Consider the following 18,009-nt stretch of genomic DNA (forward strand, 5'->3'; position numbering starts at 1 on the left):
GGCCGGACCCGGATACGGACCGGCGAGCGATTCCACGTGGACACCACCGACCTCATCCAGCAGTACCTGCACGCTTTCGGGGTGTGGGAACCGCACCTGGCCGGCTACCTGCGGGGCCGCCTGGGTCCGGACGACGTGTTCGTCGACATCGGTGCCAACTGCGGCGCGGTGGCCATACCGGCAGCCGGCCTGGTCGGCCCCCTCGGCCGTGTCGTCGCGATCGAGGCATCGCCCGACTTCTGCCTCGCCCTGATGGCGAACGCCGAGCTCAACGGCTTGGCGAACATCCGGACCGTCAACGTCGCGGTGTCCGACCGCGCGCAGGAACTGACGCTCTATCTCAAGACCTCGGGCAATCTGGGCGCCACCAGCATCATCCGACCCGAGTCAGTCGAACGAGAGTTCCGTGTCCCAGCGCGGCCGTTGGCCGAGTTGCTCACCGAGCAGGAGATCGCCGCCGTGCGCGTCATCAAAGTGGATGTTGAGGGCGCTGAGGGCAAGGTTTTGGCCGGGCTGCTGCCGCTCCTTCCGTGCATGCGGGACGACGTGGAGATCGTCATCGAGATCAGCCCCGACCGCCTGGCTGCCCAGGGCCAGTCCGTCGCGGTCATCGACCCGCTGCTCGCCACGGGCTTCCACCCCTACCGGCTCGTCAACGACTGCAGGGCGCAGAGCTATCCGGCCGCCGTCCGCAGCCAGCCGGCCCCGCCGATGCGCTGGCGGCAGCCGACGGCCGAGCTGACCGAGCAGTGCGATCTGGTCTTCTCCAGGATCGACGCCGATTTCCTTACTCCGGCTGGCGCGGGCGCATCGGTCCGGGCGGGCCATCCGAGCCGTTCCATTCCTCCGGCACGCGCAGCAGCGGTGCCCCATCGCCGCTCGGAGCCGCGCGAAGAAGGCGCCGCACCGCCAGGACCGCCAGGACCGCGAACGGGATGAGCATGACCTGCCCGACGCCCAGCACGATCAGCCGCCCGGCCAAGGAGAGCTGCCCGGCCAGTGCGATGCGCACCACGATCACCTCGAAGAGCGCACCGAGCGCGATCGGTACGCACGCGGCCACCGCAGGCAGTGCGGGGCCAACCCGCCGAGGCCGCCCTTCCAGCCTGCTCGTACCCATCGCGCCACCCGCCCCTTCCCCACCGTCCGCTCAGCACCGTACCCCCTGCGCTTCCCGTCCGGCGCCGCCCAGCACGCCCAACAACTGGCGGGGCGGGTAGCCGGCGTTCCCCGAGGCGGCATGCGGTTGCTGCGACAGGTGCTCGCCCGCAGGATAGGTCGGCGCCTACGAGAACAGCGGCTGGTTGGTGTGCTCGATCCAGGCGGCGTACTGCCCACGGACGTAGGGCGCGAGGTCGTCTTCGGGACCGAAGTCTCCCCAGCCCCCGGTGCCCGTCTCGTGCTCGGTGTCCCAGTTCAAGAGCGCGGCAGCGAACACGTGGGCCTGGTCGACGCGCTGCTGCGGTCGGTCATCGGCACCCCAAAGGAGGAGCCAGCGGTCCGCCAGGGCCGCCCGCTGGAGCAGCCGATTGCGTTGCCAGTCCTTCTCCGGCGGTTCGCCCTGGAGCTGAGCCAGGTCGTGTGTCGCATCCAGGTTGGCTACCGCGAGGAGGTGCTGGCTGTACGAGAGCGCCCCCGCGTACAGCCCCTGCGCGGGTGGCTCGGCGTCGAAGGCGATGTCCATCGCGGAGGACCTGACCATGGCGGGGAGTCGGTCCTCAAGGGTCCGGCCGGCGTCCGCGTGGTCCTGCAGTACCTGTCGCGCGACCCCGATGAAGTGCAGTACCCGGACCTTGATCTCCGTGTTGCCGTGCTCCAACTGGTAGGGGACCGAGGCCAGGATCGGTGCCAGGGCCTCCACGAGGTCGGCCGGTAGCGGGCGCGCGGTGCGCACGGCGCGGACCTGGGCGCTGGTGATCGTATCGACGGCAGTCCGGGCGTCCGTCAGGAGCGCCGCGGCGTCGGCCAGCACGGTGGCCAGCAGCGGCGCGTGGGGCTCGAGTGGTCCGTCCGGCGGCAGCGGAACGTCCTTGACGCCGGCGTGGTGGAGTGCGCACGCGATGATGGCCTCCACCCAGGTGACGGCCTCCTCCTGGAAGGTCCCCGCGATGCCGGCCCAGCTGTCCGGATGGGTGTGAACGTGCCAGGACACCAGTCCCTTCGTCCAGGTGCCCGCCTCGACCCAACGGTTTGGGAAGCGGGCGGTACGAAGGGCTTCGAGGAGTTCGGCGTCGTCCATCCTCACAAAATACGTCGAGGTGCCCTCGCCCGGTGTGCAATCGCGTCGATCGGCTTCCAGCGCCGAACCGGAGTTCCTGGCCCGCCGTCACTAGCCGCTCGGCCTCACGCTGCCGGACAACGGCCTGTCTCCGGTGCCGTAGCGGCGATCAGAGCTGGTAGGGACTGGCAGAGTTCCGCCTACGCTTCAGTGGGGCGGCAGGTAACCCAGACCGACCGGTCCTGGCTGTCCTGAACGCGCACGGCAGCCAGGTCGAGGTAGTGCTGCGCCCACCTCTTGAAGATCCAGCCTGCCATCCGCTCGAGCGACATGTTCTCGATCCTCATCACGCCGTTGAGGTCCTGGCGGTTCAGAAAGCGGTCAGCCCAGGTCTGCAGGGCAGTTCCGAACTCGGCGCGCTTCAGGTCCAGGTCGTGTTCAGTGTGATCGGGCGAGGGGTGCAGTTCGAGCACGGCGCGGACGGTGATGCCGTGGACGTGGTGAGCGTAGTGCCACCCCGGTAGCGCCGGATTGGAGCACGTGCCGGTGAACTCGCACTCGATCTCCAGAGCGACGGTGGTCGTCACATGTGCCTCCAGCCCTCGACGGTATGCCCGACAGTAGTCCAGCGGCAGACGCCAGGGAGGTGGGAACCGTCGTTTCGGCTTCGGCCGCTGTGCCGTGACCTGAGCCGGGATCCCACGGACCGCGTCCCCCTTGGCCCGGCTCCTGTTTGAGCATCAGCCGCCGTTGCTGCAAAGGAATTTGGTGGGCAACGTGGTGTCCTGGTAGCCGCCGGCGGCGGGCGCGGGGCGGGCGCCCGCTTGGGTGCTACCTGATCTCGCCTTGTTTCCAGGCGAGAGCGGACAACGCCCCGCCGAACTCCTCGATGGCCACATCGCTGGCTGCCGCGAACCGTCGGCGTTCGGGCCCGGCCTGCGCCGAGGGCCGGTAGGGTGCCGAGCAGCCCAGGAGGGGGAGGACCGTGCAGGACGCGTATCAGGTGGCCACCGTGCTGGCCGCGCAGGCCGGATGGGCCGGTGACGTCCGTCTGCAGTCCTTCGGCGCCCGTCAGGTGCGCATCGCGAACAGCGGTGCCGGCTGGTGGATCGGCCTCACCCTCCCGCACCCCGGCAGCTCCGGGGTGGCCGACCTCGCCGCTGGCCTCATCACGGAGGGCCGGTTCGGGGCGCCGCTGGTCCGCAGCGGGCCTCTACCCCACGACTCGGAGACCGCGTTCCTCCTGGTGGCCAAGGCCCTGGTCCGGCACCTGGTCACCGGATCGACGCCAGGCGCACAAACGGGCGTGGCGGAAGGCTCCAGCCGGATCGACATCCTGCCAGACGTGAAGCAACTACGGGCCGCAGTCGGCATGCTGCGCGTGGCAGCCGTGGTGACGGACCCGGGAGGCGGCGCGGTGCCGCTGGTGCGGCTGACGGTGGTGCCCGACCCGGAGCCCGAGAGCCTGCACATCCCCGCGGATGCCGTGATGATCTCCACTCTGGTCGCCGGCGCCGATTCGACGGCAGACGCAGCACGCCAGTTGGCCGACCTCGTCACCCTCCCGGCCGCAGGCGCTGTGACCGGTGACAGCTGGATCAGCGAGGCCAAGGCTCGATTCCGCAACGCCGGCGCGCTGGTGAGGCCGACGCCCGACGGCTGCGAGGTGCTGATCACGCTGGCCTTGCGGCGCCCAGGCGTCCACACCGATCTCGACCGCGACCGGGACGACCTGCTCGTCACGCTGATCGGCGAGGGCGTGCCGCAGTGGGTCGCCATGGCGCTGTTCGCGTGGACCGGTGAGGAGCTCCAGCGCCAGCGCCGGGCCGGGCCGGGTCTCCTGGATCTGATCCTTCCGGCCGCCGGCGCGATCGAGTTCGTCACCCCGGGCGGCGTACGCTCACGCGTCACCATCGGCGAGACCCGCGTGGCTCCACGCTGAGCTTGGCATCGGCAGTGCGAACAGGCTGCTCTGGCCGCTGCCGCAGTCTGGGCGAGGGCCCGTCAGAAGGGAAGCAGCGGTGACCTGGACATTCACCACGAGCCACATCGGCCACGACGGTGCTGGCGGGCTGCGGCTGGAGGTGTGCCATCACCGGGCCGACTACGGCAGCTCGTTCGGCGGGGTGTTCTGGCTCAGCGGCCCGCCGCTGGGTGCGCCCGAGCTGGACGTGTCCTGCCCGAGCTGCGCGGCGGACCGCGGACTGCGCGTGTCGGGCGTATGGGGCGGCCCCGCCGAACTGGCCTGCCTGTGCGGGCACGCCTGGACGCCCCGTCTGCCGGGCCTGGCGCCCGAGCAGTTCCTACGCCAGGCCGTGCGCCTGGCGCTCGACCCCGCCGGGGCCCACCTGCCCTACCGCCGGATCCGCCTCAACCCCGACACCACGCCGCCCAGCCCGCTGCGAACCGCGGTGCGCCCACTCGTGGTCGAGGCCAGCCACGCACTTCAGCGCCGAGAGTGGGCCTTCGACGACTACGAGACCGTCGTGGCGAACGACTTGCTCATCCGGTCCGGACGCGGCTACGACGCGACCACCGACGAGGAACTCAGCGACGAGTCACGACTGCGGTGGGTCCACGACAGCCTGAGCGTCCTGCGGGAGTACGCCCAGCTCACCGCTGGCCGGCTCGGAGATTTCCTCACCGCATGCACCGGCGCTCTCGCACCAGCTGGCGCCCTGTCCCTGGATGACTGCGAGCCCGGCCCGGCCCCTTACGACCCATGGCCGCTGTGGGACGCCTGCCTCGCGCTCAGCGGCGTCCACACCGTCCTAACCGCCGGGGCTAGCGGCGATGTCGACTATTGATCCGGCGCGCCGGCCCCGGGCCGTTCCCACGGGTGACGCCGCCACGCCGGGGGCTCCCAGTCGACCAGCCTCGCGGCGGTGATCCGCACAGTGGAACAGGTGCCGTCCGGCGCGACGACCTGCAGGGCGCCCGCCCGCGGCAGGGCCGCATCCGGCAGGAATCGCACCCGTGCGCGGCCGTCAGCCGGGTTGACCAGGTCCATGTGGCGCTGCCGCGCCCACGCCGTCCACGCCAACAGGGCGGGCCCGGCCCACACCGACTGCCCGGGATCCGTAGCGAGTTCGGTGAGCAGGGGCTGCCACGACCTATCGGGCCGCCGCGCGCCGTGCTCCGCCAGGACGGCGCAGCGCGTGGGGGAGATGACGCCGATGACGTCGTCGACCAGCAGCGTGTGGAGCAGCCGGCCGAGCGGTAGTTCAGCGGGGATGGCGTCCAGGCCGGGCAGGGCGGCGAGCAGCGTGCCGTAGGCAACCCCCTGGTGCAGGCTGTCCGTGCCGCCCGGGCCAACCGCAGTCATCCCGAATTCGACGACGGCGTCGTCCGCCAGGTCCGGTCCGCGGGCGATGGGAGGGGCCTGGTGGCTGTCGGGGTGCAGGGTGAGGTGGATGGTCGGGGCTACTGACGGCCCGTGGCCGACAACCACTGCCGTCACCCACGTGTGGGCCCGCCCCTTCAGTAGGCCGCTGCCGGCCAGCGCCGCCGGCACCGCCCGCTCCGGTCGCGCTCGCAGCATCTGCTCCAGCGCGTGCCGGCGCGCCTCGACCGCCGGGCTCGCGCCCGCGGGCACGGCCTGGCGGTGGCAGGCCAGAACACGACCCACCCGCCGCGCGCCCTCACCGCTGGCACCGACGGCGGCCGCCACCTCGTCCAGCGAGGCCCTGATGCGCAGTCCGCGGCCAGGCAGGGGCGCCACGAACCGCAGCAGGCCCTCGGCGAGCAGCCCCACCACCTCCTCACGGCCGGGCACCGCACCGACGTGCTGTTCCGCCCAGGCCGTCAGGTGCTCCGCCCACTCCCCGCACAGCGCCCGCCCGCCGTCCGTGGTGGCCAGCTCGGCGAACAGTGAACCGTGTGCGTCCATGCCGCCCTCACCGGGCGGTGCCGAGAGGCCGGATCTCACAGGGGCAGGTAGAAGCTGTGGGCGTCGAACACCGTGTCCAGGCCGGCCAGAAGGGCCGGCCCAGGACTGCCGGCGCCGGTCGACCGCGCGCCGGAGGATTCGGTTCGCAGGTGCTGCCACAGGCGGGCGACGGGATCGTCCACGCTGCCCGGGTGGTGGCCCAGGGCGGTCAGGCGCTGCTCCCACCGGGCCAGCACGCCGTCGCCGTCCTCACCCTCAGGACGTGCAGCGAACTCGCGCAGCTCCTCGACGCTCACCTCCTCGGGCCTGGTGCCCTGCTCGCGGGCCAGGACGTAGAGCGCCACCGTCACCGCGGCGCACCCGTCCCGCAGAGCCCCGTGGCGGTTCGAGGCATGGCCGACGCGCGCACCGACCAGGGCGAGGGTCTGCTGCCAGGCGGCCTGCCACGCCTCCGGGCCACCTTCGCGCTGCCAGCCGGTCAGGTAGTCGATGACCAGGCGCCGGGACGGCTCGAACCGCTTGCTCTGGGTGCGCAAGTGGACGAGCACGGCGCGGATCGTCTCGGCCAAGGCGCGTCCGTCGGCGCTGTCGACGGCAGCCGGGTCGGCCAGCGCGAGCACGCTGCGGACCAGCAGGAGTTCGAAGTCGCCGCCGGGGTGACGATCCGGCAGGCGGGGTGCGAGCGTGGCGGCCAGGGCGGCGGCGAGGTCCGTGTCGGCAGGGTCGGTGGCCTCGGCGATCCTCATCTGCTCGGTCGACGGCCCGTTGTACCAGGCTCGTGCGGCGCTCTCCTCCGCCTCACGCAGGTAGGCGCGCAGGAGATGGTCCACACGACGGGCCGGGTAGGCCGCGTCCGCCTCGGCGAGGATGAGGTGCTGGAGCAGACGCACGCCGAACTCCGGGGCCGCCGCGGTGGCCGGCCAGGTAGTCGAAGTGCCGCAGGAGCAGTGCAGCAGCAACGGATCCCCCCACGCGCCCTCGGCCAGGAAATGGTCGGTGGCCGCGCACCAGGAGCAGGCCAGGACCTCCAACCCGGCCGCAGACTCATACCGCGGGGTGCCCAGCGACGAGTCCTCGGACTGGATGTCGTTCCACCGCTCCACATCGGCGTCGAAGCGGCGCAGCACGATGCGCCCCGGCGGGAAGAGCCACCGGTGATCCGCACTGGTACCGGCCGGCGGACCTCCGACAGGCGGCTCGACCGAGAATCCGATGCTCGGTAGGTGCGCTGTGCGCTGGCTCGGCGGCAGCTGAGCCTCCCAATGCGGCGCATCGTGCGGGGCCGTAAGGAAGCCGGCAACGTCCGCCAGGGTGCAGCGGTGGTACTTTCGGCCGTCGCTGCAGTAGGCGAAGTGGGCGCCGACGACCTGTCGGGCTGATACCGCGAGGAGGGAGAGCAGGTCGTCGTTCCCCTCCGCCCGCAGCGCCTGGCGCAGGCGGGAGACGTGCTCCGTCACGCCAAGGGGCCAGGCGAACTCGGCGATCACGCGGGCGCAGTCGGCTGGGTCGGACAGCGTCGGCAGGGTGTCGGCGTAACGCAGGTCCGGCAGGGTGGCTCCAGTGATCTCCTGGCGCACGCCCTGCGCGTGCAGGACAGCGCCCAGGAACAGGGAGAGTGCGTCGCCCCCTGCCAGCCGCGCGGCGTCCGGGTCCGCTTGGCCGCTGCTGGCTTCGGCCGACTCCCAGCGACGCCGCAGCCGTTCGGCGTGCCGGGGCGCCGTCTGCGCCCACCACGTGGTCATCAGCGAGGCCGTGGCCACCATCGCCTCCGGCAGGGACTGGCCGCTGCCGATGCCGTCTTCGACGTTCGCGACGAGCAGGTCCCCGGCGATGTACTCCAGCGCGGTGGCCGCCACGGTGCGCCGCTGATCGTCCGTCATCTCCGTGCAGGCATCGTGGATGTCGCCGCCCGCGTGCAACAGTGCGGCGAGCGTGCGGAACTCGGCCGCTCCGGGGCCGGTGTGGTCGTCCTGGTGCATGTGGGGGGCCAGGTCTCCATCGCGCATCCGTAGTGCGAGCAGGCACGCGGTCTCGACCAGCCGGACCACCACCACAGCGTCCCGGCAGGCGGAGTCCAGGAGCCGGTCGCGGCAGCCGCGGCAGCCCTGCAGGGTCGCCGCCGTCAACTCACCGATCAGCAAAAGGTTGACCGCGCGCCCGGAGGAGTCGACCTCGCCGCCGGGCAGCTCGTGCAGTCCGTGCCAGTGACCCTCCACCGGTCCCCTCCTCGCCGTGGACGACTGCTTCCACCGGCTCCAGGTGCCCGCGGTACTGATGCCATCCCGTTCGTCGCAGATTACCGCCCAGCCAGGCCCGCCGGACGGTAAACGGCCAGGCCGGAGTTCGGCCACGCCTCTCCGCCACCGGTCCTCGGCCCGGACGGCCCCTCCCCTCGGGGCGTCGGACGCCCCACCGCCAAAGGTTCGTGCGCCGCCTGCGCGATCGTCGGTGCGGCGCTCGTCGCCACGGCGCAGGCCGAGGGGCTGGACACCCCCGAGGACGGTTCGGCCGTCCACCGGACGCCCATCACGCCGGCCTCCGACCGCCTCTCGCATGACATAGACCGCTTGTACGAGGTGAAGAAGCTGCTGTTGGGCATCGAGCTCCCCGACAGGCAGCACAGCGATCTCCTCGATACCCCGCGCACCGTGTTCGACATCTCGTATGTCACTACCCGGGTGAGCAACTGGGTCTTGGAGACGGCCAAGGCGGTGCCGACCCGGCACGCCGCCTTCATCCGGCCACCGTTCGGTGTCAGCGTCAAGGAGCTGTTGGTTCTCATGGAGAGCGGGGAAGCTCCGGGCAACCCTTGCCGATCGGGTCGAGGACCTGGTAACTGACGCTCTGGCACGCCAACACCGCGCAGGGCGACCATCGTTCGGGAAGTAGCCTGCGCGCCTCGGCCTGCCCGGTGTCAGGGGAAGGTCCCGGATCTGGTGCACTGTCTATGGCCGCGGACGTGGTTGGGCATCACGGTGCCTGCGGCTCCGCCCGCTGTACCTGCGATTTCGTATCCGATGTGAGGGGACAACCAGTAAGCATGTTGATCCAACAGCCGCGCTTCGCGGCCGTCCGGACGGCGACCGATGCGCTCCTGCAGGCCCTCGACGCGGAGAACGAGGGCGCCCTGCGGACGGTCTTCACGGCACTGCGCGTTGGCCGGCAGCTGGACCAGGGGTTGATGGTCTGGGCAAACCTCGCGGCGGCGGGCTTCGGCACAGCGAAAGCGCTGTTCACCGTTGCCCCGGTGGACTCCGCGCCGTGGCGCGAATTGGGTGAGCGCCTGCTCGATGCCGCGTGCCGCGGCGACCTGGAGGACCTGGAGAAGGCTGCGGGCCTGTGCGCCGAGCTGGAGACCGCCCAGGCATGGGAGCTGTCCGTGCACGTGCTGCGGCTGGCGCACAGCTGCGCCACCATGGCGCGCGGCCTGGACACCTGGATCGGCATCGATGCCCTGCAACGCGTCTGCGCCGAGAACCTGGGCGATGCGGCGTGGATGGATGCCGCCGCGTGGATCGTCGCCCGTCTGGGGACCGGCCAGCGCCACGAAGCTCAGATGCGTTTCGCGCGGCTCGCGGTTGAAGAGAACAAGTTGAACGAGGTCCGCCGGCTCTGGCTCGCCGTAGCCAAGCACGTGGTGGCCTCCGACAAGCTGCGGAGCGCTGAGGCGCGGGAAGACGGCGATGTGCCAGGCGTTCCCGCCTACCAGCAGACGCGTCAAGCCGTGCTGATCATGCAGGCCGACGGGCCGCAGGCGCTCGAACAAGCCGAAGCGCTCCTGAGTGAGGGTGGCGAACGCAGCGCCCTGTGGGTGTGGGACATCGCCATCGCCATCAGCCACAGCCTCGTTCTGCCGGCCCAGGAACCTGAAGCCTCCCCGACCCGGTCGATCCGGGACGAGCTGATCTCCGCGACGCCGCCACCGATGCTAGAGCGGATGGGCCGGATGACCGCCTGGGCCCACCAGCTCGTGCTGTCCTTCATCGACGCCGACCCGGCGGCGCTGGCCCAGACCATGCTGCTGATCGCCGACTTCGATGACGCCCCCGGCCGGGAGCCCTACCCGCTGCCGCGCTTCGACTTCGTGGTCAAGCGGGTCGTCGAGCTCGTGAACCTCTACTTCGCGGTCCACGACGAGGCCGGCGGCGTGAGCGACGCCGACACGGCCGCCGGCGCCAAGGTCCTGGTCGAGCAGTACGCTCCGCCCGAGCACCGCCAAGCCGCCCTTGCCCGCCTGGCCGCCCTGCCCGGCGGCACCGGGGACGTTGATGTGACCGAGGGCGGCGCACCGGACGAGGGTCTGCTGCTGGCGATGGCTGCCTCAGCAGCGTGGCTCGCCACCCGCGAGGACGTCATCCCGGTACAACAGGATGTCCGGCTGACGCTGCTGGCCGTGATCCGGGACTCGGAAGCGGCAGCGATGGGCGTGCCCGAGCGCGAGACCGTCGCCACCATCTCCGACCGCGACGCCCGCGCGTTCTTGGACCAGCTCTTCGACAGCGACCTGGGACCCTTCCCGATGTCTGAAAACCCCGCGGAGTGGGCGTCGGGCGAACGGGCGGTCATCGGCATCCTCAAGGAGCACCTTCTGACTATCCCGGCCACCGCTACCACCCCGGAGCAGGCCCGCGAGATCAAGCTTCGGATCATCGCCTCGCTGCAGCGAACCCTTGCTCCGCTGGACGCCACGCGCCGCCGTAGTGCGCAGCGGCCGGACCGCAGCGGCGTCGTCCGAAACCAGCCCAAGCGTAAGAAGCCCAAGGGCAAGCGATAGAACACCTCATAGCGGGAGCCGGCTGCCACCGCTGTGACCGACAAGTTCACCAGGGCGCGGCTCACGACGGTCCCATCGGGCGGAGAACCCGTCCGATGGGGCGGCTGTCATAGGACGAGCTGTCCGAACTCCGCGTAGCCGAGACAGGCCAGCAGCCAGAGGCCGACGGCCAGGGCCGCGAAGTGCCGGCGCATCGACGGGTCCAGGGCGAGTACCGGCGGCTCGTCCGGCGCTTGCAGGAGCGGCACCACCACTTTGGCACTGCTCAGGACCCGAAAGTGGCTGGCGTGTTCGCGCACCAGGCGATTGCGGCACTCCCGGGACGCCGAGGACGGGGATCCGGCGCTCGATCGCCGGCCACCCCCTGGCTTTCGGCCGCGAACAGGTAAAGCTGCGAATCCGGGACTACGACGTGCTGATCGACCGGGTAGAGCGCGAGCCGAACCTCCAGACAGCGCCCGCCGTCGCCCACCACGCGGATGGCGACCCTGGCGCCCGGAACGGGCGTCCCGGGATACCGGGAGGCCATCGGATGCTCCGTCGCCACGATCACGACCGTAGTCGCGAGATGCCCCGATGCGGGTTCCCCCGTCCCCCTTCCGCGGCCCCAGTTTCCGGGGCCGGCCGCCCGCTTCAAGGGCGCTCCCTTCGGTCGCGTGGCTGCGCCACCGGCCTTCGGCCGGCCCTTGACCCGGGCGGCCTCTTTGCCCCGGACCCCAGGCAGCTATCAGGGGGACGGGGGAGGTGTGTATGGGCTGTTCAGCCGCGCCGCCGTACCTCCCGCACGCCCTCTAAACGATCATGGAACCGGCCGCGCGGCAGCCTGCAAAGAGTTGACTCTAAGCCCTCTCTGATATACTATTGTTCTTGTTGAGAGGGGATGGCACCCCCGATCAACGGACAGAGACCACGCGCCTGTTGGAGGATATGTGACTACCGTTGTTGCCCCTGCGAAGCAGCTGATCGAAGACTTCGACCCGAACGATCTGATCTTCACGCGCAACGTCCGCCCGGTGGAGCTGGACACTGAGTTCGTCGGCTCGATCAAGGAGAACGGGCTCTTCCAGCCGATCATCGCCGCGCCGCACGAGAACGGGTATGCGATCATCCTCGGCAACCGGCGGGCGAAGGGCTCGATCGAGGCCGAGCGGAACGTCGATCTCATCGTCCGCAACGATCTGTCCGCCGAAGAGGCGCGCATCGTAGGACAGTTGGTCGAGAACCTTCACCGCATGGACATGCGGGAGAGTGAGATCGCCGACGCCTTCGCACAGCTGTCCATCGAACTCGGTCTCGACGCCGACCAGATCGCAACCCGGGTCGCTCAGGATCCCAAGAAGGTCCGGGCCTCGATCGCGCTGGCCGCGATGCCGAAGGCCGCCAGGAACGCCGTGGACAAGGGCGCGATGACGCTGGAGGCCGCCGAAGCGATTGCGGAGTTTGAGAGCGACCCGAAGGCGTACAAGCGTCTGCTCGAAACGGTCGAGAAGAGCGGAAGTCTGAGCTGGGCCCTCAAGAACGAGCGGCGCAAGGCGGAACGGGCTGTGCTCCGCCAGGAGGCCACGCAGACGCTCAAGGCTGCCGGTGTCACCATGATTGGCGAGCCGCGCGAGCTGAGCTGGGGCGGCTCCAAGGAGGTCCGGCTGTCGCGTCTGGCCGACGCCGACGGAGTGGAGCTGACTCCGGAGAACCACAAGTCGTGCCCCGGAAACGTCGCCTACTTCAACGAGAACGCGCAGGGCGATCTCAAGGCCACATTCCTGTGCCGCGACCCCCACAAGTACGGGCACCAGGTGCCTTCCTCGTACCGGTTCCTCAGCGCAGCGCAGGAGGCCGCCAAGGAAGCAGCGGAGCAGGCGGCCCGCGAGCGTCGGGAGGCGCTGGAGATGGCCGCCGAGGTGCGGTGTGAGTTCATCCAGGAGCTGTGTCGCTCGAAGAAGGTGCCGAAGGGGATGACCCGGAAGGTCCTCGCGATGCTCTACAAGCGCGGAGGTGACGAGAACTGCCCCGAGGCGCTGGAGTTCCTCGGAGCACCGGGCGACGACGACCGCGCCGCACGGTTCGGGCGATTCATCGGACGTATGGCCGAGGCACGGCTGCCGCTTGCGCTCCTTGCCACCGTCGCGGTCCGCGCTGAGCGTGACCTGCGACAGGCCGTCTTCGGCTATGGCGACAAGTGGGCAGCCGTTGAGTGGCTGGAGTTCCTCATGGCCTACGGCTACGAGCTCACCGAGCCGGAGGCGGAAGTGCTTGCCGCACTTCGCGCCAAGATCGCCGAGGCCGAAGCGCGGGCGGCTGCCAAGGCAGCGGCGGAGGACGAAGAGAACGAGGACGAGGACTACGAGGAGGGCCTGGACCAGGAGGACGAAAGCGAGAGTACCGGTCCGGAGCTGGTGAACGACAAGGACGCGGAGACCGCCCAGGAAGAGGACGACCCCGACGCCGACGGAGCCGACGAACACCCGATCGCCGAGCTGATCGGGCACCTGGAAGCCGTGGCGGACGACGAGCCGGATGAGCTGAACGACGACGAGGAATCGGGGGAGTCCGTGGACGACTGGGAGTCCCGATACCCGGAGATCAACGAGCCGATCGCGGCCTAGTCCAAGGGCGGGAGGGGCGATGCCCCTCCCACCCAACGCCGGGGGTGTCCGATGGCACCGGACACCCCCGGCCTCACGACCACGTCACCCAGACCGGGAGTTCCGCGTGCACCTGTACCTCGCGACCACTGACCACCGACCGCCCACCGTCCGGACCGACCTCGCCGTTCACCTCGCTGGCCGCCACGAGGCCCACGCCGTCCTGATCGCCCGGACGATCCTGCTGACCATGCCTTCCGCCCGCGTCCGGATCGCTCACCCGCAGCCCGTCTACGAGGCGTACACCGCGTGGTCCGCCGCCGCTGACCGAGCCGCCGCCCTGTTCGCGGGTGTCGAGGCCGGGATGATCCCGGAGCCCGAAGGCCAGGTGTCGGGGCACGTCCGCCTGGACAGCCCCGTGCGACCGGCGGCGGTGGACGCGCTCACCGGCAAGGCCAGCCCGACCGGCGCGCCGCAGCTGCGCGTCATCCTCGGCGGCCTGCTGACCGTCGTCACCGACCTGCCCGCATTCACCAGCCAGCTCAACCTCTGGGCCACCGCCTACAAGCACGCCGCCGCGCAGTGGAGCAACCTGCCCGCCGTCGAGGACCTCGCCGCCGGAGCCCTGCCCCACTTCGAGGACATCGCGGTTCCGGCGATCACGAAGGCGGCGGCGTGAGCGACAACCGACCGACCGCCCCGCAGTACGTCACCCTCACCACCCCGGGCGGCTACCGCATGCACGCCACGATCACGCTGGACTGGGAGCAGGGAGCCGCCCTGTACCGGCTCGCCGAGCTGAAGGGCACCATCACGGTGGGGTGGCAGTCAGGCCACTACCACCATGACTGCTGCGACGAGGACGCCATGGAGATCACGTACGGCAAGCCCGAACGGAGTCCGTTCAGCCACCAATTCGAGGATGCGCCGACCGTCTTCGGCGTCCAACTCGCCGACCGGGCCAACTTCCACGCCGAAGCGATGAAGCCCACCAGCCACTGGTGGCTGGGGGTCCGGCGTGATAACGGCGGCACCTATGCACCCGAGGCGCCCGAGGGCACGCGGCGCAGGACCGCCGCCATCGTCTACACGATTACCCGGCACATGCTGTCCCGGCCTTGGTCAGCCGAACTCCGCCGGGCCCACGATCAGGAGCATGCCCCCGCGCGACACCGCCACCACCAAGAGGCCATCCGGGAGCTGGAGCGCGAGGCGGCGGCGCTTCAGGAGAAGCTGAGCCGTGAACGTGGCCGGGCCGCCGCACAGGCTGCGCTCATTGGCGCCCGTAGTACGTTGGCCAGCGTCACGCCGCTGGCCGATCCGGTGGACCGGCACCAGCTGCTCGCTGCCTGATCCTGCCGCCCGCCCGGGCGGCGCGCGGCACCGCGGGGGAGGGGGCATCGAGCCCCCTCCCCCGCGCCCGCGACCGCCGAGCGGGCCGACCACCTGCCGCGCCCGCCTGGCCGTGCGCACCGCCGGCCCCGAGCACAGGGCGCTCGCCACCGCGCGCCACGTAAGCTGATGTGAACGACCGCGCCGCCAGGCGCGAACCGAGGAGCACCGACGATGCACGACCCGACCGCCCCCGAGGACCGCCGCCGAGCGGCCACCTCCGCAGCCGCCTCCGTGCGAGCCGAGGGCCTCAGCACCACCGCGTCCTACGACGATGACGCCGCGGCCTACGTCGCCGGCCGGATCTCCGCCGACGAACTCGTGGCTCGCGCCGAGGCCCGCCACCGGGTTCCGGACGACCAGCAGCCGGCCGACTGACCATGGCCGACCCCTACGCTGACCCGGCGAGCGGAGTCCTGCGCAACCGGCTCGGGATCGCCGACCCCCAGGCCCTGGCCGCCGCCGAAGCCGACATCACCGCAGCCAGGCTCACCCGGCTCGCCGAGAAGCCGATCCCCGGCAGCTACGACCTCGCCCACCTCCAGGCGTTCCACCGCGAGATCTTCGGCAGCATCTACCCGTGGGCCGGACAGACCCGGTCCATCGAAATCGCCAAGGACAACACGCGGTTCTGCCTCGTCCGGATGATCCCGGACTTCGCCGCCGACACCTTCGGCCGCCTCGCCCGGCGCCAGAACCACCTCCGCGGCCTTGACCGCGACACCTTCCTCACCGGCCTCGCCGACCTCTACGGCGACGTCAACGCCCTGCATCCGTTCCGCGAAGGCAACGGCCGCACTCAGCGCGCGTTCCTCGGCCAGCTCGCGGCCGACGCCGGTCACCCGATCGACTGGACCCGGCTCGACCCCGACCGCAACACCCTCGCGTCGATCGCCTCGTTCAACGGCAACGCCGGACCGCTGCGCGCCATGCTGGCCGACCTCACCGAGCAGCAGCCTGCCCAGCCGACGAATTCGGCCGTCAGGCCCACGGTGCAGACGCCAGCACCGCTGATCCAGCCCCCGCGGTCGGTCCAGCCGATCAGCCGGCCGACCATCCGCCCCTGACCGCAGACACGCAGAAGGCCGGTGGACACACCCGCGAGCGGGTACCCCAAGGGGCGTTGGCACGTATCCACCGGCCAGAGACCACGGCACCCCCGCGAACGGAGGAGCAGCGGACCTCCAGGGTAGGGGACGGCAGGCCCCACCGTGCAACATCACGCAGTGCCACCACTGCCGCCGCCTCTGAAGGACTCGCGGAGCTTCCGGAGCGCGTCCACCAGCTCGGGTAGTTGCTTAGCCAACGTGATCAGCTGCGTGGTCACCAAGCTGATGGTGCCGAAGGTGGCCAGCAGGAACAGGGTTACGGCATTCCAGTCCACGACGTTCGATGGCCTATCTGGCGATCGAACCGACGGCAGGCAGCCTCAGCCCGACCACCCGTAGAAGTGGTCTCACCAAGGACTGCCAGTGCGAACGAGTCCCAGCGCAGGAAGAGGTTTCCCTCTTCGGACTGCGCTGGGGCCCGTTCGCACTGTGCGCCCAACTCTGGATCTTACATTGGGGTTTGGGTGGTGGTGCCGCCGCCGGGGGCGGCGGGGAAGCGGGCGCGCCTTCGGCGCGGCTGTCTCTTTTTCGGGCGCCCCGCTGCGCGGTTCCCCCGGCCCCCTCGCGCCCTCATTCTCCGGGGCCGGCCGCCCGCCTCAAGGGCGCTGCGCGTGGCTGCGCCACCGGCCTTCGGCCGGCCCTTGACCCGGGCGGCCTCTTTGCCCCGGACCCCGGGCGACTATGAGGGGGACGGGGGAGGTAGGCCCCGAGAACTGACGGTCAGTCAGTCAGCCTTCCCGAGTGAGGGAGTGCTGCCTACAGACTTGCCTATAAACCCCAGATGCTATAGTATTGTTCTTGTTGGGAGGGGATGGCACCCCCGACCGGCGAACGGAGACCACGGCACACCGGAGGCGGACATGGCGAACCCCCGCTACATCGCGTACTTCACCACTCCCTTCTCCAGCAGCACCGGCCCCGAGGCCGTCACGTCGATCCGCCAGGCGGCAGATCGGCTGCGGACCCGGGCGCGTGACCCCTACAGCGGCTGCAATGAGCAGTCCTGGGCCGACCTCTACGCGATCACCGACGAGTGCATGCTCGCCGATGCGGAAGAGATGGCCGGTGCGGGTGGGCCGTTCGACGGCGGTCCTGATGTCCGGATCGCCCTGGGCCCGCGCGGCGGCGCCCACATCGAGCGCTAAGAGGAGAAGCAACATGGCAGGCGAGACCAAGATCACCATCACGGGCAACCTCGCGGACGACCCCGTGCTCAAGTACACGGACAGCGGCGCGCCGGTGGTCAACTTCACCGTCATCGCGAACGAGAAGACCTACGACGCCGCGAACCGGCGCTGGCGCGACGGTGACACCCTCTACATGCCGTGCGTCGCGTGGCGACAGTACGCCGAGCACATCGCAGCTTCCCTCTCCAAGGGCACGCGGGTGATCGCCTCCGGCGCACTCAAGCAGCGCGTCCACCAGCCGACCGACGGACCCCGCCGCGTCTACACCGAGCTGCTGATCGACGAGGTCGGCCCCACCCTCCGGTTCGCTTCGGCCACGATCGCCAAGCCCGTTGGCCGCGCCGCCACCCAGCCAACCGAGGCGCCCGCTCAGCCGTGGTCGCCGCCCGCCCAGGCCGCAGCACCCGCGCAGCAGTGGCCGCCCATGCCGACCACCCCGCCCGCCGTGAACGCCTGGTCGATCCCGGCCACGGCAGGATGATCCACCCGGGCGGGGTGCGACCGCACCCCGCCCGGCTCCCGCCGAACCCCCATCAATGAAAGGTCCAACCGTGAGCGACGCGCCGACGCCCCCCAAGGCCGGTCTCACCGCCACCATCAACACGATCCAGCGCGCACTGTTCGCCGCCGTCCTCGCCCTCACGGCCATCGGGGCGACGTGCGCTGTCCGAGACCAGCTGCTGACCGTCTATCTCCTGCTCGCGGTCGTCGGCGGACTGCTGTGGCTCCAGACCGTCGTGCTGCGCCTGCCGACGCTGATCAACAAGGTTGCCGAGCAGCACGGCATCCCGCCCGTCCTGCCAATCGCGCCCGCCGCCCGCCGCTGACCGCGACCCCGAGCCGGCCGGGCCACCCGAG

The 18,009-nt window shown here is 70.7% G+C and carries 19 protein-coding genes; 13 read left to right on the forward strand and 6 right to left on the reverse strand.

All coding sequences use genetic code 11. The annotated features are described in order from the left end of the window. Nucleotides 1-36 precede the first annotated feature (36 nt). On the forward strand, nt 37-939 hold the full coding sequence (locus P3T35_RS02420; protein WP_280703990.1) for an FkbM family methyltransferase: 903 nt from the start codon (nt 37-39) through the stop codon (nt 937-939). Nucleotides 940-1,285: 346 nt separating this feature from the next. On the opposite strand, the gene P3T35_RS02425 is transcribed toward P3T35_RS02420, so the two are convergent. Next, nucleotides 1,286-2,239 (reverse strand): hypothetical protein, encoded by a 954-nt coding sequence (locus tag P3T35_RS02425; protein ID WP_101381160.1) that lies wholly within the window; start codon nt 2,237-2,239, stop codon nt 1,286-1,288. A gap of 179 nt (nt 2,240-2,418) precedes the next feature. Further along, the gene (locus tag P3T35_RS02430; RefSeq protein WP_101381161.1) at nt 2,419-2,805 is read right to left on the reverse strand and encodes a hypothetical protein; all 387 of its coding nucleotides are present in this window, start codon (nt 2,803-2,805) and stop codon (nt 2,419-2,421) included. A gap of 398 nt (nt 2,806-3,203) precedes the next feature. Here P3T35_RS02430 and P3T35_RS02435 point away from each other — a divergent pair, with 398 nt between their 5' ends. Continuing rightward, nucleotides 3,204-4,160, forward strand: a complete 957-nt coding sequence (locus tag P3T35_RS02435) for a hypothetical protein (RefSeq protein ID WP_101381162.1) — start codon at nt 3,204-3,206, stop codon at nt 4,158-4,160. A gap of 79 nt (nt 4,161-4,239) precedes the next feature. Continuing rightward, nucleotides 4,240-5,025, forward strand: coding sequence for a hypothetical protein (locus P3T35_RS02440; protein WP_101381163.1), 786 nt, complete (start codon nt 4,240-4,242; stop codon nt 5,023-5,025). Here P3T35_RS02440 and P3T35_RS02445 read toward each other — a convergent pair. After that, nucleotides 5,019-6,107 carry a hypothetical protein gene (locus tag P3T35_RS02445; protein ID WP_101381164.1) on the reverse strand — a complete coding sequence of 363 codons (1,089 nt, stop codon included), beginning with the start codon at nt 6,105-6,107 and terminating at the stop codon, nt 5,019-5,021. The two genes, P3T35_RS02440 and P3T35_RS02445, sit on opposite strands and share 7 nt — an antisense overlap. 35 nt (nt 6,108-6,142) lie before the next feature. Continuing rightward, nucleotides 6,143-8,323: a hypothetical protein gene (locus P3T35_RS02450; protein WP_101381165.1), complete on the reverse strand. Its 2,181-nt coding sequence runs from the start codon at nt 8,321-8,323 to the stop codon at nt 6,143-6,145. A gap of 351 nt (nt 8,324-8,674) precedes the next feature. On the opposite strand from P3T35_RS02450, the gene P3T35_RS02455 reads away from it, so the two are divergent. After that, nucleotides 8,675-8,947, forward strand: coding sequence for a hypothetical protein (locus tag P3T35_RS02455; RefSeq protein ID WP_101381166.1), 273 nt, complete (start codon nt 8,675-8,677; stop codon nt 8,945-8,947). A 200-nt stretch (nt 8,948-9,147) separates the two neighbouring features. Beyond that, complete coding sequence (locus P3T35_RS02460; RefSeq protein WP_101381167.1) at nt 9,148-10,881, forward strand: hypothetical protein; 1,734 nt, start codon at nt 9,148-9,150, stop codon at nt 10,879-10,881. 107 nt (nt 10,882-10,988) lie between these two features. Here P3T35_RS02460 and P3T35_RS02465 read toward each other — a convergent pair whose 3' ends face one another. Further along, nucleotides 10,989-11,129, reverse strand: coding sequence for a hypothetical protein (locus P3T35_RS02465; RefSeq protein WP_180356512.1), 141 nt, complete (start codon nt 11,127-11,129; stop codon nt 10,989-10,991). Nucleotides 11,130-11,810: 681 nt separating this feature from the next. Between P3T35_RS02465 and P3T35_RS02470 the strand changes: the two genes are divergently transcribed. From P3T35_RS02470 to P3T35_RS02490, 5 genes are all read left to right on the forward strand, one after another. Next, a complete protein-coding gene (locus tag P3T35_RS02470) occupies nt 11,811-13,484 on the forward strand; it encodes a ParB/RepB/Spo0J family partition protein (protein WP_180356513.1) in 1,674 nt (557 codons plus the stop codon). 106 nt (nt 13,485-13,590) lie between these two features. Beyond that, a complete protein-coding gene (locus tag P3T35_RS02475; protein ID WP_101381169.1) occupies nt 13,591-14,142 on the forward strand; it encodes a hypothetical protein in 552 nt (183 codons plus the stop codon). After that, nucleotides 14,139-14,816 carry a hypothetical protein gene (locus P3T35_RS02480; RefSeq protein WP_101381170.1) on the forward strand — a complete coding sequence of 226 codons (678 nt, stop codon included), beginning with the start codon at nt 14,139-14,141 and terminating at the stop codon, nt 14,814-14,816. Before P3T35_RS02475 ends, P3T35_RS02480 begins: the two co-directional genes overlap by 4 nt. Before the next feature lie 213 nt (nt 14,817-15,029). Then, nucleotides 15,030-15,233 (forward strand): antitoxin VbhA family protein, encoded by a 204-nt coding sequence (locus tag P3T35_RS02485; RefSeq protein ID WP_101381171.1) that lies wholly within the window; start codon nt 15,030-15,032, stop codon nt 15,231-15,233. Nucleotides 15,234-15,235: 2 nt separating this feature from the next. After that, on the forward strand, nt 15,236-15,922 hold the full coding sequence (locus P3T35_RS02490; RefSeq protein ID WP_101381172.1) for a Fic family protein: 687 nt from the start codon (nt 15,236-15,238) through the stop codon (nt 15,920-15,922). 152 nt (nt 15,923-16,074) lie between these two features. Here the strand turns inward: P3T35_RS02490 and P3T35_RS02495 are convergent, their stop codons facing one another. Next, nucleotides 16,075-16,239 carry a hypothetical protein gene (locus tag P3T35_RS02495; protein ID WP_180356514.1) on the reverse strand — a complete coding sequence of 55 codons (165 nt, stop codon included), beginning with the start codon at nt 16,237-16,239 and terminating at the stop codon, nt 16,075-16,077. A gap of 585 nt (nt 16,240-16,824) precedes the next feature. On the opposite strand from P3T35_RS02495, the gene P3T35_RS02500 reads away from it, so the two are divergent. From P3T35_RS02500 to P3T35_RS02510, 3 genes are all read left to right on the forward strand, one after another. Then, nucleotides 16,825-17,109 carry a hypothetical protein gene (locus tag P3T35_RS02500; RefSeq protein ID WP_180356515.1) on the forward strand — a complete coding sequence of 95 codons (285 nt, stop codon included), beginning with the start codon at nt 16,825-16,827 and terminating at the stop codon, nt 17,107-17,109. A gap of 13 nt (nt 17,110-17,122) precedes the next feature. Then, entirely contained in the window at nt 17,123-17,632 is a 510-nt protein-coding gene (gene ssb / locus P3T35_RS02505) for a single-stranded DNA-binding protein (protein WP_180356516.1), read from the forward strand. 70 nt (nt 17,633-17,702) lie between these two features. Then, nucleotides 17,703-17,978 carry a hypothetical protein gene (locus P3T35_RS02510; RefSeq protein ID WP_101381174.1) on the forward strand — a complete coding sequence of 92 codons (276 nt, stop codon included), beginning with the start codon at nt 17,703-17,705 and terminating at the stop codon, nt 17,976-17,978. Nucleotides 17,979-18,009: the final 31 nt, after the last annotated feature.

The sequence above is a fragment of the Kitasatospora sp. GP30 genome (assembly GCF_029892145.1).
GTDB classification, from domain to species: Bacteria; Actinomycetota; Actinomycetes; order Streptomycetales; family Streptomycetaceae; genus Kitasatospora; species Kitasatospora acidiphila.

Coding starts and splice junctions, on each gene's coding strand:
- P3T35_RS02425 (WP_101381160.1), bottom strand. CDS start 2,239: ATGGACGACGCCGAACTCCTCGAAGCCCTTCGTACCGCCCGCTTCCCA.
- P3T35_RS02445 (WP_101381164.1), bottom strand. CDS start 6,107: ATGGACGCACACGGTTCACTGTTCGCCGAGCTGGCCACCACGGACGGC.
- P3T35_RS02460 (WP_101381167.1), top strand. CDS start 9,148: ATGTTGATCCAACAGCCGCGCTTCGCGGCCGTCCGGACGGCGACCGAT.
- P3T35_RS02485 (WP_101381171.1), top strand. CDS start 15,030: ATGCACGACCCGACCGCCCCCGAGGACCGCCGCCGAGCGGCCACCTCC.
- P3T35_RS02490 (WP_101381172.1), top strand. CDS start 15,236: ATGGCCGACCCCTACGCTGACCCGGCGAGCGGAGTCCTGCGCAACCGG.
- P3T35_RS02500 (WP_180356515.1), top strand. CDS start 16,825: ATGGCGAACCCCCGCTACATCGCGTACTTCACCACTCCCTTCTCCAGC.
- ssb (WP_180356516.1), top strand. CDS start 17,123: ATGGCAGGCGAGACCAAGATCACCATCACGGGCAACCTCGCGGACGAC.